This window comes from Streptomyces sp. NPDC093568 (assembly GCF_044764945.1).
Taxonomy (GTDB): domain Bacteria; phylum Actinomycetota; class Actinomycetes; order Streptomycetales; family Streptomycetaceae; genus Streptomyces.
The window spans coordinates 117,584-133,268 of record NZ_JBIWJD010000006.1; the positions used below are offsets into that span (position 1 = coordinate 117,584).

At 72.1% G+C, this 15,685-nt stretch carries 14 protein-coding genes; 6 read left to right on the forward strand and 8 right to left on the reverse strand.

Annotated elements, in window-relative coordinates; genetic code table 11:
- The first annotated feature begins 179 nt into the window (after nucleotides 1-179).
- Nucleotides 180-3,377, forward strand: coding sequence for a Tat pathway signal protein (locus ACIRD7_RS24320; RefSeq protein ID WP_403456685.1), 3,198 nt, complete (start codon nucleotides 180-182; stop codon nucleotides 3,375-3,377).
- A gap of 88 nt (nucleotides 3,378-3,465) precedes the next feature.
- Here the strand turns inward: ACIRD7_RS24320 and ACIRD7_RS24325 are convergent, their stop codons facing one another.
- Nucleotides 3,466-4,446, reverse strand: a complete 981-nt coding sequence (locus tag ACIRD7_RS24325) for a zinc-binding dehydrogenase (protein ID WP_403456688.1) — start codon at nucleotides 4,444-4,446, stop codon at nucleotides 3,466-3,468.
- A gap of 78 nt (nucleotides 4,447-4,524) precedes the next feature.
- Nucleotides 4,525-5,703, reverse strand: coding sequence for an FAD-dependent oxidoreductase (locus ACIRD7_RS24330; protein ID WP_403456691.1), 1,179 nt, complete (start codon nucleotides 5,701-5,703; stop codon nucleotides 4,525-4,527).
- A 167-nt stretch (nucleotides 5,704-5,870) separates the two neighbouring features.
- Here ACIRD7_RS24330 and ACIRD7_RS24335 point away from each other — a divergent pair, with 167 nt between their 5' ends.
- Nucleotides 5,871-6,548 (forward strand): pentapeptide repeat-containing protein, encoded by a 678-nt coding sequence (locus tag ACIRD7_RS24335; RefSeq protein WP_403456693.1) that lies wholly within the window; start codon nucleotides 5,871-5,873, stop codon nucleotides 6,546-6,548.
- A gap of 47 nt (nucleotides 6,549-6,595) precedes the next feature.
- On the opposite strand, the gene ACIRD7_RS24340 is transcribed toward ACIRD7_RS24335, so the two are convergent.
- Entirely contained in the window at nucleotides 6,596-7,096 is a 501-nt protein-coding gene (locus tag ACIRD7_RS24340; RefSeq protein ID WP_403456694.1) for a hypothetical protein, read from the reverse strand.
- A 7-nt stretch (nucleotides 7,097-7,103) separates the two neighbouring features.
- Here ACIRD7_RS24340 and ACIRD7_RS24345 point away from each other — a divergent pair, with 7 nt between their 5' ends.
- Nucleotides 7,104-8,567, forward strand: coding sequence for a M1 family metallopeptidase (locus ACIRD7_RS24345; RefSeq protein WP_403457488.1), 1,464 nt, complete (start codon nucleotides 7,104-7,106; stop codon nucleotides 8,565-8,567).
- Nucleotides 8,568-8,637: 70 nt separating this feature from the next.
- Here ACIRD7_RS24345 and ACIRD7_RS24350 read toward each other — a convergent pair whose 3' ends face one another.
- The 3 genes from ACIRD7_RS24350 to ACIRD7_RS24360 all read right to left on the reverse strand — a co-directional run bounded on the left by ACIRD7_RS24350 (nucleotide 8,638) and on the right by ACIRD7_RS24360 (nucleotide 10,312).
- On the reverse strand, nucleotides 8,638-9,111 hold the full coding sequence (locus ACIRD7_RS24350; protein ID WP_403456695.1) for a hypothetical protein: 474 nt from the start codon (nucleotides 9,109-9,111) through the stop codon (nucleotides 8,638-8,640).
- 6 nt (nucleotides 9,112-9,117) lie between these two features.
- The gene (locus ACIRD7_RS24355) at nucleotides 9,118-9,660 is read right to left on the reverse strand and encodes a GNAT family N-acetyltransferase (protein WP_403456696.1); all 543 of its coding nucleotides are present in this window, start codon (nucleotides 9,658-9,660) and stop codon (nucleotides 9,118-9,120) included.
- Nucleotides 9,661-9,736: 76 nt separating this feature from the next.
- Nucleotides 9,737-10,312 carry a TerD family protein gene (locus ACIRD7_RS24360; protein ID WP_030050335.1) on the reverse strand — a complete coding sequence of 192 codons (576 nt, stop codon included), beginning with the start codon at nucleotides 10,310-10,312 and terminating at the stop codon, nucleotides 9,737-9,739.
- A 176-nt stretch (nucleotides 10,313-10,488) separates the two neighbouring features.
- On the opposite strand from ACIRD7_RS24360, the gene arfB reads away from it, so the two are divergent.
- Both arfB and ACIRD7_RS24370 read left to right on the forward strand, forming a co-directional pair.
- Nucleotides 10,489-10,917, forward strand: a complete 429-nt coding sequence (gene arfB, locus ACIRD7_RS24365) for an alternative ribosome rescue aminoacyl-tRNA hydrolase ArfB (protein ID WP_403456698.1) — start codon at nucleotides 10,489-10,491, stop codon at nucleotides 10,915-10,917.
- 586 nt (nucleotides 10,918-11,503) lie between these two features.
- On the forward strand, nucleotides 11,504-12,394 hold the full coding sequence (locus ACIRD7_RS24370; protein WP_403456700.1) for a sigma-70 family RNA polymerase sigma factor: 891 nt from the start codon (nucleotides 11,504-11,506) through the stop codon (nucleotides 12,392-12,394).
- Here the strand turns inward: ACIRD7_RS24370 and ACIRD7_RS24375 are convergent.
- Together ACIRD7_RS24375 and ACIRD7_RS24380 are read right to left on the reverse strand one after the other, a co-directional pair.
- Nucleotides 12,391-12,897, reverse strand: coding sequence for a GNAT family N-acetyltransferase (locus ACIRD7_RS24375; protein WP_403456701.1), 507 nt, complete (start codon nucleotides 12,895-12,897; stop codon nucleotides 12,391-12,393). The genes ACIRD7_RS24370 and ACIRD7_RS24375 overlap by 4 nt on opposite strands.
- A 107-nt stretch (nucleotides 12,898-13,004) precedes the next feature.
- A complete protein-coding gene (locus ACIRD7_RS24380) occupies nucleotides 13,005-13,604 on the reverse strand; it encodes a flavin reductase family protein (protein WP_403456703.1) in 600 nt (199 codons plus the stop codon).
- A 337-nt stretch (nucleotides 13,605-13,941) separates the two neighbouring features.
- Between ACIRD7_RS24380 and cdgB the strand changes: the two genes are divergently transcribed.
- On the forward strand, nucleotides 13,942-15,633 hold the full coding sequence (cdgB, locus tag ACIRD7_RS24385) for a diguanylate cyclase CdgB (RefSeq protein WP_403456706.1): 1,692 nt from the start codon (nucleotides 13,942-13,944) through the stop codon (nucleotides 15,631-15,633).
- The last annotated feature ends 52 nt before the right edge of the window (nucleotides 15,634-15,685 follow it).

The window sequence follows — 15,685 nt, forward strand, 5'->3', positions numbered from 1 at the left end:
ACCTTCGCCGGCGGCCGCCCCCGGACAGCTGCTTTCCGCCCCTGAATACTCGTGAGTGTGTTGTCGCACCTGTGTGCGACCATCGCCTCAACGACCACTGATCCAGGGGGGATTCCGTGTCCGAGGACGATTCTCGTCCTTCCGGCAGACGGGGGCGGCGGACGGCCGTGTTTCCGGCCGTGTTCGCCGCTCTCGTCTCGCTGTTCGCCTCATTGCTGACCCTGACCGGGGCGAGCCCCGCCGTCGCCGTCGACGAGGCGTGCGCGCCGCTCGCGCTCACGCCGTTCGGCGACCCGGGGGACGCCGTCGGCAAGGCGACCGTCGCACCTGACTCCAGCGTCTGCTACACCGTCACCGTCGAGACCCCGGGCCTGTATCTGGCACCGGCGCTGGACGGCAGCGGCAACACGATGACCAGGCAACTGCTCGCCGCCGACGGCAGCGAGGTGGACTGCTACGGCGACGAGTACGCCACGTACGGCATGTGCGCCGTGCCCGCGGCCGGCACCTACACGCTGAAGGTCCTCAACAACGACTGGGAGGACAAGGCCGCCTCGGTCACTTTCGTGCCGCTCGGCTCGACGCGGGGCTGCGCGGCTCCAGTTGGCACCGAATGGGACCAGCCCGACCTCACCCGCACGACCGTGAGCCGGGTGGAGGTCGACTGCCAGCCCTTCGAGGGCGAGCGCGGTGACCGGGTCCGGCTCACCTACGGCTCGAAGGTGTACGGCGACTCGCTCGCCTGGATCACCGACGCGACCGGCAGGCGGATCTGCGAGCGGTTCCCGGAGAACGACGAGGACAGCTGCGTCCTGCCCGGCGACGGCCCCTACCGGGTGATCTCCACGGTGTCCCGGTCGGAGAACGGCTTCCCCGCCGAGTTCGCGGTGAAGGTGCGCCGGCTCAGCGACCCGCAGGGCTGCACCGCGGCCCCGGTCCGCCCGTTCGGGGAGTTGAAGCCGCAGGACGTCACCGCCAACCCGTGCTTCACCTTCACCGCCGGAGCGGCGGGCCCGTACACCGTGCACTCGGTGGGCGAGGACCGGGAGGTCGGGGTGGCCCGGGTGTACGACGCGGCCGGGCTGAGCGTGTGCCGGTACGGCGCCGACCCGTGCCGGATCAAGACGCCGGGCACCTACACGGCCGTCCTCGACGACGGCAGGTACCCCTTCCGCGACACCCGCGCCGGCCTGGTCGTCCTCGACCGTGCCTCCGACGCCGGGTGCGTGGCGGCCGGGACCGGGCTGCACAAGGGCGAGTTGAGCACGGTCGGGCAGTACGACTGCCTGACGCTGGACGCCCCGCAGGGCGCCCGGATCGCCGCGCTCACCTCGCTCTCCTCGGCCGGTCTGACCCCCGAGGTGGAGGTCCTGGACCGCACCGGCACCCCGCAGTGCGACGAGGACAAGCTCCGGGGCGGCGACTGCGCGCTCAGCGGTGAGGCCCCCTACCGGGCGCTGGTGCACACCGAGGACCGCGGCGACTCGGCGACGGGCGCCTACGCGGTGGCCTTCCACCGCACCGACGCCGTGGAGGGCTGCCCCGTCCTGCCCGCCGGCAGCTTCGGGGCGGGCGGCGCCAAGGCCACGCTGACCACCGGCGGCGGCGTCTTCTCGCACTGCCTGGGCATCCCGGCGAACGCGCACACGGACGCCGAGGTCTTCCAGCTGATCGCCACCTCCGGGACCGCCTCGGCGGCGTTCTCGGTGCTGGACTCCGACGGCAAGCGGGTCTGCGAGCGCTTCGCCACCACCAACGGCTGGACGCTCTGCTCCCTGACCCCGGGCAAGGCCCACACCGTGCTGGTGAACGGCCGCGACGAGGCCGCCACCTACACCCTGACCCGGCGTGACGTCACCGCGAGCGCCTCCTCGGCGGGCTGCACGAAGACCGCGGCGGGCAAGGTCGGCGGGCCCTCCGTGAAGAGCGGCTACGCCGGTCCCGGCACCCTCGACTGCCACCAGGTGACCACGGCCGCGGCCACCGACGTCGTGCACGTCAACGTGCGCGACGCCCTCGGCACCGCCAACTCCGCGGTCTTCGCCGGGGACGGGCGTGTGGAGTGCGCCTTCCGCAACACCTCCTGCGCGGCCACCGGGTCCACCACCCACCAGGTCCTGGTGCAGACGCCCGCCACGCTGAAGGCGGCGCCCGAGTACCGCCTGGACGCCCTGCGGATCGCGACCGCCGACGGTCCGGCGCCGGAGTGCGTGAAGGTGCCGTCCGTGGCGTACGGGTACGGGCCGGTCACCGGCACGCTGGACGAGTCGCGCACCGCGGTGTGCGCGGCGCTGCCGACCGCCGGGTTCGACCGCTTCGAGACCGACATCAAGGACACCGGCGGTGCCGCCACCACGGCGGTGCCAGTGCTGTACAACACCTCGACCTGGGCCAACGGCTGCACGCACTACATCCCGGAGGGCTACGACTGCGACGCGCAGGGCTCCTCCTCGCAGAGCACGCCGACGCTGTTCCTGCTGGGCCTGCCCGAGAAGGCGGCCGGCACGGCCTACAGCGCCCGGCTGAACTGCACCTCCACGCCGTGCGGCACCGAGGACACGGACGTCACCGCGGTCAGCCCCGCCACCGGGGCCGTCGGCGCCAAGGTGAAGCTCACGGTCACCGGGACCGCGCTCGGTCCGGACGTCACCGTCCGGCTGAGCCGGTCCGGGAAGACGGTCGAGGCGAAGGCGGACTCCGTCACCGCGGACAACCGGACGGTGACCGCGACCCTCGACCTGACCGGCGCGGCCACGGGCACCTGGAACGTCAGCGTGATCACGCGCGGCTGGGAGTACCAGCGGGGCACCTTCACCGTGAGCCCCCAGCCCAGGCTGGAGAACACGGCCGCCCCCAAGGTCACCGGCACGGCCAAGACGGGTGCCAAGGTCACGGCCACGACCGGCAGTTGGTCGGCGACGCCGTCGTCGTACACGTACCAGTGGAAGGCGAACGGGGCGGCGATCAGCGGGGCGACCGCGTCGACGTACACGGTCCCCGCCTCGGCGGTCGGCAAGAAGCTCACCGTGACCGTCACCGCGGTCAGGCCCGGCTGGGTCAGCGGGTCGGCGACCTCGGCGGCGGTGACCGTGGCCAAGGGGGACGCGCCCAAGGCGACCAAGCTGCCGGAGATCAGCGGGACGGCGAAGGTCGGCAAGACGCTGAAGGCATCCAAGGGGACGTGGAGTCCCGCGCCGACTTCGTACGCGTACCAGTGGTACGCGAACGGCAAGGTGATCAGCGGGGCGACGAAGTCGTCGCTCGTGCTGAAGGCGGCGCAGAAGGGCAAGAAGATCACCGTGAAGGTGGTCGCGCGCCGTACGGGTCACCTGGACGGGTCGGCGGTGAGCAAGGCGACGAAGGCGGTCGCCGGCTGACCCTGCGACAGCAGGCCGGCCCTCGACGGAGGGTGGGGGAGGGGCTCCGCGGCGGGGTCCCTCCCCTCCCTGTCTGCCGGTGCGGTGGTTACGGCTCCAGCACCACCTTTCCGGTGGTCGCGCGGGTCTCGAGGGCGCGATGGGCGGCCGTCGCCTCGGCCAGCGGGAAGCGCTGCACGGCCGGGGTGAGGCGGCCGGCCGCGGCCTCGGCGAGGGCGCGCAGTTCGAGGGTCTGCACGGGGTTGGGGCCGCCGGCCCGGCGCATCATCGCGGGGCCGAGGACGTTCTCGGAGACGCCCTCGACCAGGTAGGGCTCACCGTCGTGCAGCCCCTGCCCGGACCAGCCGAAGACGAGGTGCCGGCCGCCCGGCGCGAGCAGGGCGACACACGCGCGGGCCACGTCGCCGCCGACGCCGTCGAAGACGACCGTGGCGCCGCGGCCGCCCAGGAACGCGCGGACCTTCTCGGGCCACCCCGGGTCGGTGTAGTCGACGGCGAGATCGGCGCCGTTGTCGCGCACCCGGGCGGCCTTCTCCGGTCCGCCCGCCAGCCCGACGACGACCGCGCCGGCGTTCTTGGCGTACTGCACGAGCAGGGTGCCGATGCCGCCGGCGGCCGCCGGGATCACGGCCACCGCGTCCGGGCCGAGGTCGGCGAACTGGAGGATCCCCATCGTCGTACGGCCCGTGCCGATCATGGCGACGGCCTCGGCGAAGTCCAGGTTGGCCGGGATCTCGTGGACGCGGTCGACGTCGGTGACCGCGAGTTCGGCGTAGCCGCCCGGGGCGAAGCCGAGGTGGGCCACGACGCGCTTGCCGAGCCAGAGGTCCGCGACGCCCTCGCCGAGGGACTCGACGACTCCCGCGACCTCACGGCCGGGGATCGTGGGCAGCGTCGGCGGTGCGGGCGCCGGGCCCTGGACGCCCTCGCGCAGGGCCGTGTCGAGGAGGTGGACGCCGGCCGCTGCGACGGCGACACGGACCTGTCCGGGCCCTGGTACGGGGTCGTCGGTCTTCTCGTAGGAGAGGTTCTCGGCAGGGCCGAAGGCGTGCAGACGGATGGCGTGCATCGGGGTCCCCCATCGATCGGAACTCGGGTCGTCGGGCCGCCCGGCCCGTCGCCGGGGCGGCACGTCGATGTTCCGACCTCAAGCTTGCTTGAGGTCAAGGGTGTGCCGGCCGAGAGCCAGGGAGACCGCCGTGAGCGCGCTGTTGAAGGACACCTCGGAGAGCACGCCGGGCGCCGCGACCTGGTCGCCCGCGAGGTAGACGCCGTCGCCGCGGTCGACGGCGGGGCGGTCCCGCCAGCTCGTGCCGGGCAGGTCCACGGCGCCGGTACGGCCGTTCGCGACGGCCTCGCGGCGCCATGTGACGCGCTCGCGCCAGCCGGGGAAGCCGAGGTCGAGGAGCTGCTCGGCCCGCGCGATGCCGTCGGCCCTGGACTCGTGCGGGGCGATCGGGATCTGCCCCTGGATCAGCTGCTCACCGGCCGGCGCCAGGGACCGGTCCTGCGCGGTGAACCGCTCGATCCACCCCGTCTCGTCGAGGTCGGACACGACGAAGGCGTCCCCGCGCCGGGTGCGCACCGCCAGATCGATCAGCGCCGTACGACCGCTCGTCCAGGTCAGGGAGTCGTCCTTGAGCAGGCGGCGGGCGGCGTCGAGGGAGGTGGCGACGATGACGGGCGCCTCGCTCGTCACCCCGTCCAGACTGTCGAGGCTGTCGACGCGGGCGAGGGTCTCCATCCGCACCCCGAGGTTCCACGCCCGTGCCGCCATCCGGTCGATGAGGCTCGCCCATCCGCCCACCGGATAGTGCGCCTCCGGCGGCAGCTTGGTGGCCCGGCGCAGCCGCTCCTGCACGAAAGCGGCGGACAGCGCGCCGGGGTCGTGGTGGAACAGCGCGACGGCGGAGTAGTGCGCGGCGGCACGGGCGCCCTCCTCGCCGGCCACGGACGTGGCCCAGGTCATGAAGTCGACGTCCACGGGGGCCGGCGGCAGGGCGGGCCGCAGCAGCTTCAGCATGGCGAAGGGCGGGGTGCGGCGCAGGACGCCGCGGTGCCGCAGCCGGAGCCGGGCTGCCTCCAGGGGCGGGATCGCGGCGAGCGGCCCGATGAGGCCCCGCTGCTTGAGCCACGCCCAGTGCGGGCCGCCGCTGTACAGGGCGTGCGGCCCCTCGTTGGTCCGGTACGGCCCGTCCGCGGTCCGTGCCCGCCCGCCGAGGGTGTGGTGGGCTTCGTACACGGTGACCTTGGCGCCCGCCTCGGCGGCGGTGATGGCCGCGGTGAGTCCGGCGAAGCCGCCGCCGACGACGGTGATGCGGTGCATGGCTGGGGTCTCCCTCGTGCTCGGGTGCGCCTGTCTGTGTTGCTGTCTTTTCTGCCTTTGTCTTTCTGCCTTCCGCGAGTACGACGGAACACGGCACCCGGAATGTGACATCGGCGGTGACCGCGCAGGTCAGAGGGATTGTCAGTGGCGGGGTCCAGCATGGGGGCATGGCGAGGAGAGCGACGGGTGAGGGCGCGGTGAAAGGGGCGCGGCGGCCGGAGGTGCGGTTGCCGGCGCTGGAGGCCTACCGGGACGGGGGGTTGGAGCCGGACGGGGACTATGACGGCCTGGAGTTCCGGGAGGAGGACCTCACCGGTCAGAACGGCCGAGGGGCCCGTTTCATGGACTGCGCGCTGAAGGGCTGCGTCCTCGACGAGACGGGGTTTCACCACGCCCGGATCCTCGACTGCGTCCTCACCGCGCCACGGGGTGTCGGCACCGACCTGGCGGAGTCGACGCTGCGGGACGTGGAGGTGATCGACGCCCGCCTGGGCGGGGTTCAGCTGCACGGGGCCGTTCTGGAGCGGGTCGTGTTCCGGGGCGGCAAGATCGACTACCTGAACATGCGCAAGGCCCGGCTCAGAGACGTCGTCTTCGAGGGGTGCGTGCTGGTCGAGCCGGACTTCGGGGGAGCCCGGCTGGAGCGGGTGGAGTTCACGGACTGCGCGGTGAAGGGGGTGGACCTCACCGGGGCGACGCTGGCGGACGTCGATCTGAGAGGGGCGGCGGAGCTGGAGATCGCGCGGGGGGTGGACCGGCTGGCCGGGGCGGTGGTCAGTACGGCTCAGCTGCTGGATCTGGCACCGGTGTTGGCGGCTCAGTGGGGGATTCGCGTGGAGGGGTGAAGGGGGTGGGGGGTTTGGCGAGCCGTGCTTTTGGAGCCCGGGAGGGGTCAGGACACTCGGGGAAAGCGGGCCTGGAGTGTCCAGATCGCCGGGTTCTCGCCCAGGTCGTCGTGCAGGTCGATCAGGTCGGCGACCAGGTCGTGCAGGAAGTCGCGGGCCTCGCGGCGCAGTTCGGCGTGGGAGAAGGTGAGCGGGGGTTCCTCGGCCGGCATCCAGTCGGCCTCGACGTCCACCCAGCCGAAGCGGCGCTCGAAGAGCATGCGGTCCGTGGACTCGGTGAAGTCCAGCTCCGCGTGCTGGGGGCGGGAGGCGCGGGAGCCGGCCGGGTCCCGGTCCAGCCGCTCGACGATGTCGCACAGGGCCCAGGCGAAGTCGAGCACCGGCACCCATCCCCAGGCTGTGGACAACTCCCGGTCCGCCTTGGTGTCGGCGAGATACACGTCCCCGCAGAACAGGTCGTGGCGCAGGGCATGCACGTCCGCGCGGCGGTAGTCCGTCTGCGGGGGGTCCGGGAAGCGGGTGGAGAGGGCGTAGCCGATGTCGAGCACGGAGGTGATGGTGTCACGCCCGGCCGCTCATAGGATCACGGGTGTGCCCCGTTCCGCGCCCCTTATCCCGACCGTCCGGTCTCTCCCGGCCGCCGGCTGTGCCCTGCTCGCCCTCGCGGTGACCGCGTGCGGCGGTGGCGTCCACGGCACGCCCGGCGGCTCCGGCGTACGCGACCCGTACTTCCCCAAGGCGGGCAACAGCGGCTACGACGTCAGCCACTACGCCCTGGACCTCGACTACGACCCCGAGGCACGCCACCTCGCCGGCACCGCCGAGATCACCGCACGCGCCGGCCAGGACCTCTCCGCCTTCGACCTCGACCTCGAGGGGATGGACGTCGAAGGGGTCACGGTGGAGGGCGAGCGCGCCCGCTGGAGCCGTAACGGCCAGGAGCTGGTGATCCGGCCGCACGACGACCTCGACGAGGGGGAGACCTTCCGGATCACCGTCCGCTACTGCGGGACGCCGCGGACCCTCACCGACCCCGACGGGTCGAAGGAGGGCTGGCTGCCCGGCGCCGGGGGCGCGCTCGCGCTCGGGGAGCCGACGGGGTCCATGGCGTGGTTCCCCGGCAACCACCACCCGTCGGACAAGGCGTCGTACGACATCTCGGTCACCGTGCCGGAGAAGCTCCAGGTGGTCTCCAACGGGGAGTTGGCCGACCGGAGCACCCACGGGGGCCGGACGACCTTCCACTGGCGTACCGCCGAACCGATGGCCGGCTATCTGGCGACGCTGGCCATCGGCGACTACGCCATCCGCCGCTCCACGATCCCCGGCGCGGCGGGCGGCGGGCTGCCGGTGCTCACGGCGGTGGCCCCCTCCCAGGCCGCGCCCGCCCGCAAGGTGCTGGCCCGGCTCCCGGAGATCATGGAGTGGGCGGAGTACAACTTCGGCCCTTACCCCTTCTCCTCCACCGGGGTGATCGTCGCCGACGAGGGGACCTCCGACTACGCCCTGGAGACCCAGAACCGCCCCGTCTTCCCCGGCGCCCCCAGCACCGACCTCCTCGTCCACGAACTCGCCCACCAGTGGTTCGGCAACTCCGTGACGCCGAAGAGCTGGCGCGACATGTGGCTGAACGAGGGCTTCGCGACCTACGCGGAGTGGCTGTGGGAGGAGGACAACGGGGGCGACAGCGCGCAGGAGACCTTCGACGCGCTCTACGACCACGGCGAGGACGACCACGAGGACCTGTGGGCCTTCCCGCCGGCCGAGCCCTCGAGCGCCGCGCACATCTCCGACTCGCCGGTGTACGAGCGCGGGGCGATGGTCCTGCACAAGATCCGCCAGGCCGTGGGCGACGACGCCTTCTACGACATCGTCCAGGGCTGGACGGCGGCCCACCGCCACGGGAACGCGGACACGGACGACTTCACGGCGTATGTGGAGAAGAAGGCGCCGGACGAGGACTTCACTTCCATCTGGCGGGACTGGCTGTACGGCGACGGAAAGCCCGACCGCCCGTGACACACCCCTCCGACCATGACACCCTCGCCCCGCTCTTCACCCCGCCCTGCTCTTCACCCCGCCCTGTTCTTCACCCCGCCCCCGCCAGATCCCGCCGCATCGCCGCACGCGCGGCCCAGACGGCCTCGGCGTGCTTGAGCCGCCGCGCCTGCAACTCCGGTGAGTCGAGCGGCGGATCACCGGCGGCGAAGGCGTCCTGGAGGTCCCGCAGGGTCGAGTACACCTCCTCGAGCACGTCCGACATCTCCTGCGGGGCGCCGATCAGCGCGCTCTCCCGGGCCTCGTCGCACCCCGACGCCCGGAACGCCTCCCGTACGGCCGCCTCCCGCGCCCGGTCCTCCTGGTCGCGCCCCGTCACCGCCGCCGTGTGCATGGCCTCATAGGCCAGCCGGTACTTCGTCAGCACGGTCACGTAGAGCTGCTTGCGTTCCTGCCGGGTCCGGTCGGCCAGATCGCGGCGCCAGCGGACGCGGTCCGCGAGCAGCGTCGAACCGACACCGACGAGAGCACCGAGCCAGGTTGCGGCCAGGGTCGTCCAGTCCACGCCGGTTCAGACCCCGTCGGTGCCGGGTGCGGACGGCGTCAGTTCCTTGCGCAGGACCGTGCACGCGCGGTCGAGTTGGCGGTCTCTGCCGTAGCCGATGGTTTCGTAGCCGAGGGACGTCCAGAAGGCGAGGGCGTCGGGGTTGTTGTCCAGGACGGCCAGGCGTACGGCGGTGCGGTCCGTCGCGCGGAAGCGGTCCTCGACGAGGGTGGCCAGTTGCCGGCCGAATCCCCGGCGGTGGGCCGCTCCGTCGACCATCAGCAGGCCGATCCACGGGTCCGGGTCGACGGGGTCCGGATGCTGCGCCAAGGTCACCACGATGCCCACCAGCCGGCCCTCGCTGCGTGCGAGAAGGACCTCCGCCCCGGGTACCGCCAGTTCGTCCGCCAGGGCGGTGGCCACCTGCTCCGGGCGGATGTCGTCCGGGTCCGGGAAGTCGCCGCTGAGCGCGTGGAAGTCGCGGTTGGAGGCGTAGAGGGCGGTCAGTTCGGTGAGGACCGGGGCGGGGATGTCGTGATCGGGGGTGAGCGCGAGGGCGTCGAGGATCATTCGGGCAACCTATCGAAGGGCCCGAACGCCGAAACCCCCGGCCGAGGCCAGGGGTTCCGGTACAGCGGGGTGTCCGTCAGACGTTCACGCCGAAGTCCTGGGCGATGCCGACCAGGCCCGAGGCGTAGCCCTGGCCGACCGCGCGGAACTTCCACTCCGCGCCGTTGCGGTACAGCTCGCCGAAGACCATGGCGGTCTCGGTGGCCGCGTCCTCCGACAGGTCGTAGCGGGCGATCTCGGCGCCGCCGGCCTGGTTGACGATGCGGATGTAGGCGTTGCGGACCTGGCCGAAGTTCTGCGAGCGGTTCTCCGCGTCGTAGATCGAGACCGGGAAGACGATCTTGTCGACGTCGGCCGGGAGGCCGGCGAGGTTGACGTTGATCGCCTCGTCGTCGCCCGCGCCCTCGCCGGTGCGGTTGTCACCGGTGTGGACGATCGTGCTGTCCGGCGTCTGCTTGTTGTTGAAGAAGACGAAGTGGGCGTCCGAGTAGACCTTGCCCGTGGGGTTGACCGCGATCGCCGAGGCGTCGAGGTCGAAGTCCGTGCCGGTGGTGGTGCGGACGTCCCAGCCGAGGCCCACGGTGACGGCGGTCAGGCCCGGAGCCTCCTTGGTGAGCGAGACGTTGCCACCCTTGGACAGGCTTACAGCCATTGTTGGGAGTCCCTTCCCTCGTTGCGGTACGGCTAGAAGCTACAGCTACCCCTATGAACGCGGAGAGGGGTACCTCAGGTTCCAGGTGTCTTTACTTTCTTTGCCAAAGAGCACCCGTAGGGGAGACACGGGATATTCGCGTGACGTGGACCGGACAGACGCGGGACCATGGAGGCATGTCCGGTCCTTACGTCATCCGTGGCTCCGTCTCCCTGCCCGAGGCCGAGCTCATGTGGCGTTTCTCCAGGTCGAGCGGGCCGGGTGGCCAGCACGTCAACACCAGTGACTCCAGGGTGGAGCTGAGCCTCGACCTGGCGAAGACCGAGGCGCTGCCCGAGGTGTGGAAGAGCCGGGCTCTCGAACGCCTGGCCGACAGGCTCGTCGACGGCGTCATCACCGTCCGCGCCTCCGAACACCGCTCCCAGTGGCGCAACCGCGAGGCCGCCGCCGTACGCCTCGCGGCGCTCCTCGCCGAAGCGACGGCCCCACCGCCGAAGCCGCGCAGGCCGACCCGCATCCCCCGAGGGATCAACGAGCGCCGGCTGAGGGAGAAGAAGCAGCGCTCGGACACCAAGCGGGGCCGGTCGGGGCGGGACTGGACGTAAGTCCCTCAACCCTTCAATCCCTCCGCACCCGCGCACCCCGCCATCCGTCTCGCCCGCGCCCCACGCTGTCCGTCTCGCCCGCGCCTCACGCCGTCTGCGCCACCCGCGCACCCCGCCGTCTGTGCCACCCGCCCCGCGCGGACTGTGACATCCGTGCCCCTCGCTGTCCGTCGCGCCCGCGCCTCACGCGGTCTGTCACACCCGTGCCCCTCGCTGTCTGTGTTACCCGCGCACCCCGCCGTCTGTGCCACCCGCGCCCCGCGCGGACTGTGACATCCGTGCCCCTCGCCGTCCGCCGCGCCCGTGCCCCTCGCCGTCCGTCGCGCCCGCGCCTCACGCGGTCTGTCGCACCCATGCCCCTCGCCGTCTGTGTCACCCGCGCCTCACGCCGTCTGCGCCACCCGCGCACCCCGCGCCATCTGTGACATCCGTGCACCCCGCCGTCCGTTACGCCCGCGCCTCCCCCGTCTGTCACACCCGTGCCCCTCGCCATCCGTCCCACCCGCCCCCCTCGCCGTCCGTCACACCCGCGCCTCCCCATCCGTCAGCCCAGTGACGACCGACCACGACGAGAGGCTGACGACCGATGAGCGCCGACGACACCGACTTCCTCGCCCAGCGCTTCGAGGCGCATCGCGGACATCTGCGCGCCGTCGCCCACCGCATGCTCGGTTCCGCCGCCGAGGCCGAGGACGCGGTGCAGGAGGCCTGGTTCCGGGTCAGCAGGTCCGACACCGACCGCGTCGACAACCTCGGCGGCTGGCTGACGACCGTCGTCGGCCGCGTCTGCCTGGACATGCTCCGCTCCCGCAAGTCCCGCGCGGAGGAGCCCCTGGACAGCACCCCGCACGGCGCACCCCCCTCGCCCGCTCACGCGGCCCCCGCCGACCCCGAGCAGGACGCCCTCCTCGCCGACTCGGTGGGCGCCGCCCTGCTCGTCGTACTCGACACCCTGACTCCCGCAGAACGGCTCGCGTTCGTGCTGCACGACCTGTTCGCGGTGCCGTACGAGGAGGTCGCGGCCGTCGTGGACCGCACGCCGGCCGCCGCACGGCAACTCGCCAGCCGTGCCCGGCGCCGGGTGCGGGGCGCCGACGTGCCCGAGGACGACCGGGTGCGGCGGCGCAGGCACCGGGAGATCGTGGACGCCTTCCTCGCGGCCGCGAGGAACGGTGACTTCGAGGGGCTGCTCGACGTCCTCGACCCGGATGTCGTCGTCCGGAGCGAGGCCGGGGTGACGACGGGCGCGGCGGCCGTGGCGCGGGGCGCGTCGGCGTTCGGCTCCGCCGCCCTCACGGCCCGGCCGACGCCGGTTTCCCGGCACGCACTGGTCGACGGAGCGGTCGGGGTCGCGGTGCTGGTGGACGGGCGGGTGGAGCGGGCGTTGAGGTTTGCGTTCGTACGGGATCGGATCGCCGTGATCGACATCGTGACGGACCCGGAGCGCGTCGCCCGCCTGGACATCGCCCCGGTCTAGGCCCTCCGCCCGTCCGCTTCCCGTTCCGGCTCCAGTTCCAGCACCCCCACGGTCTGCCCGCCGGACGTCTCCCCGGTCGGCCGGAAGCCCAGTCCCAGGTAGAAGCCCTCCGGGCCGTCAGGACCCGGATGCCAGGTGACGTACAGCTCCCGGCCGCCCCGGCGGCGGACCTCGTCGGCCACGGACGCGACGGCGAACCGCCCGTACCCCCGCCCCTGCTCCCGCGCGTCGATGTTCAGTCGCCACAGCCCGGAGCGGAACAGGGTGCCGTCCCCGCGCCAGTCGATGTCGAGGAAGGCCATCAGGAACCCGACCGGGCGGTCGCCGTCGACGATCAGCCGGGGCCAGGCGACGCCTTCGGGGTGGACGTACGCCTCGGCGAGGGACTGCATCACGGGGGAGACCGCGTGTTCCTGGTCGGGGCGGACCCGGATGCCGGTGGCGGCGTCGAAATTCGCAGGTGTGATGTTTTCGAGGCGTATCGCGGAAGTGGTCGACGTCATCCGCGCACGATAAGCCGGATGATCATTTGCGGGCCACGGAATTACGTCCGCTCCCGCCCGCCCGATTCCCGTCGGACCCGGCCGCGCGGAAATCAGCCCAACTGCCGTCAGCCCAACTGCCGGTAACGGCCCCGGAAATACGTCAGCGGCCCCCCGTCCGCACTCGGCAGCGAGGCCGACAGGACGCGGCCGATCACCAGGGTGTGGTCGCCGGCCGTCACCCGCTGCTCGGTGCGGCACTCCAGGGTGGCGAGGGCGCCGCCCACCAGCGGGGCACCGGTCTCCCTGCCGCGGACGTACGGGATGTCGGCGAACAGCAGCCGGTCGCTGACCCGGCCCTTCATGGCGAAGCGGCCGGCGATGTGGCGCTGGCTCTCGGCGAGGACCGAGACCGCCCACAGCGGCTGTTCGTCGAGCAGGTCGTCCATGCGGGACCCCTCACGCAGGCTGACCAGCACCAACGGCGGGTCCAGGGAGACCGACATGAACGCCGTGGCGGTCATGCCGACGTCCTCGCCGGCCGGCGCGTGCGGATCGTCGGGGTCCAGCGGCGGCTCGAGCGCGGTCACCAGGACCACACCCGCGGCCAGCCGCGACATGGCGGCACGGAACTCGTCGTTGCTCACTCCCTCAGCATGCCCAACGGGGCTGCGGGAGGCGGGGAGGGCGGCGGTCACGGGCTGCGCTGGCGGAGAAGTGTTCGGCACGCCGGAAACGCTAATGTCGGTCCCGCGCACTCCACATCGGGCCTCCGCCCGAGAGCGGACCTAGGACCGCGGTCGGATCCGCGCGGAACTGGGCGCGGCGATTCGTGCCATCTCCACGAGCGCACCCGCTTTGCGTTCAGTAAACACACAGGAAAAACGCAGAAACACCGCTCAATTGTTCACGTTTACCTGTGACTTGAGTCACAAGGGCCATTAATTGTTGACCCTGTGTACCGAGTGGGCAGCGCGCTGTGATTCAGTGGCGGGGAACTAGCAAGGGACGTTACGCCGGAGTAGAACCCTTGATTCACTGCGAGGTCTCGGGGGGAGGGCGAGCATGGAGACCGAGTCGGAGCCGTACGTCCGTCTTGCGACCCTGCGACAACTGCACCAGGTCATGGCTGACATGAACACGGCCCGGAGCCTGGCGGACACGCTGCAGACCGTCGCCGACGGCGTCGTGACCGGCCTCGGCTACGAGCTCGCGTGCGTCAACCTCGTACGCCCCGACGGCGATCTCGTCGTCGCCGCCTTCGCCGGCAATCCCGCCGCCGAGGCGCTCATCACCGGCCGGGTGGGCTCGCGCGAGTCGTGGGAGCGCCGGCTGAACATGGGGCAGCACTGGGGCGACCTGGTCTTCATACCGCACACCGAGGGCTGGATCCTCGACGACGACGACGTCCCGCAGTGGTACACCGACGGCCCTGCGCCCCGCTTCGAGGACGAGTGGCACCCCTCGGACCGCCTCTTCGCGCCGATGTACACGCCCGGCGTGCAGGGCGGCGCCTGCGGCGAGCTCATCGGGGTCCTGTCCGTGGACCGGCCGCGCAACGGCCGGCTGCCGGGCGCGTGGGGGCGCGAGGCGCTCCAGATGTACGCGTTCCAGGCCGCCATCGCCATCAGCAACGCACGTCTACGCGCGAATATGCAGCGGGCACTGGTCAGGCTCGAACGCGACCAGCAGGCCCTGCGCGCCAGCGAGGAAAGCTTCAGGCAGGCCTTCGAGTACGCCCCCTCCGGCATGGCCATCGCCGAGATGGGCGGCGACCAGCACGGCCGGATCCTGCGCACCAACGACGCGCTCTGCCGTCTCCTCGGCCGCCCGGCCTCCGCGATGCGCCGCTACTCCTTCTCCGACCTCGTCCACCCCGAGGACATCGGCACCCTGCTGCGGACCTCGGCGGAGGGCGGACGGGCGGAGCTCAGGCTCGGGCGCCGCGACGGCACCTACGTCTGGGTCTCGCTGCGCAACTCCGTCGTCGCCGACGCGGCCGACGGGCCCCGCTTCCTGCTCACCCACGTCGAGGACATCGAGGACCGCAAGCGCCGCGAGCTCCAGCTCGCCCACCGGGCCTCGCACGACTCGCTCACCGGCCTGCCGAACTCCGCGGAGCTGCGCTCGCGGCTGTCCTCCCGGCTGTGCAGGCGCCCCGCCCTCGCGCAGGGTCCGGACGCCGCGCGGGCCGGAGGGCCGACGGGTGCACTGGAGCCGATGGACGCGGCCTACGGCCACCCGGCCGTCTTCGACGCCAACGGGCACGGCTTCGACTTCCCGGGTGTGGCGGCCTTCGACGCCTACGACCACCACGTCCACACGGTCTCCCCGGACGAGGCCGAGCGCGACGACGGCTCCAAGGGGCTCGCGGTGCTCTTCTGCGACCTCGACGGCTTCAAGTCGATCAACGACCGGTTCGGGCACAACGCGGGTGACGCGGTGCTCATCGAGGTCGCGCGGCGGCTCTCGCGCGGGGTCCGGGACGGCGACACCGTCGCCCGGCTCGGCGGCGACGAGTTCGTGATCCTCGCCGACGGGCTCGGCCGTGCCGACGCCCAGGACCTCGCCGTACGTCTGCGTAACGAGATCATCCAGCCGATCCGGGCCGAGGGCCGTGCCGTACGTGTGGGCGCCAGCTTCGGCATCGGGTGGGCACACTGCGGGATGACCGCGGACGAAGTGTTGAAGTCCGCTGACGAGCGCATGTACGTAGAGAAACGATCTCGTCCCAAACAACACAGACGCGCGGGATGAACCCCAGGTCAGCGAGCTGATGCGGTCTGAGTCACCCGTTTGGGCCAGCAGG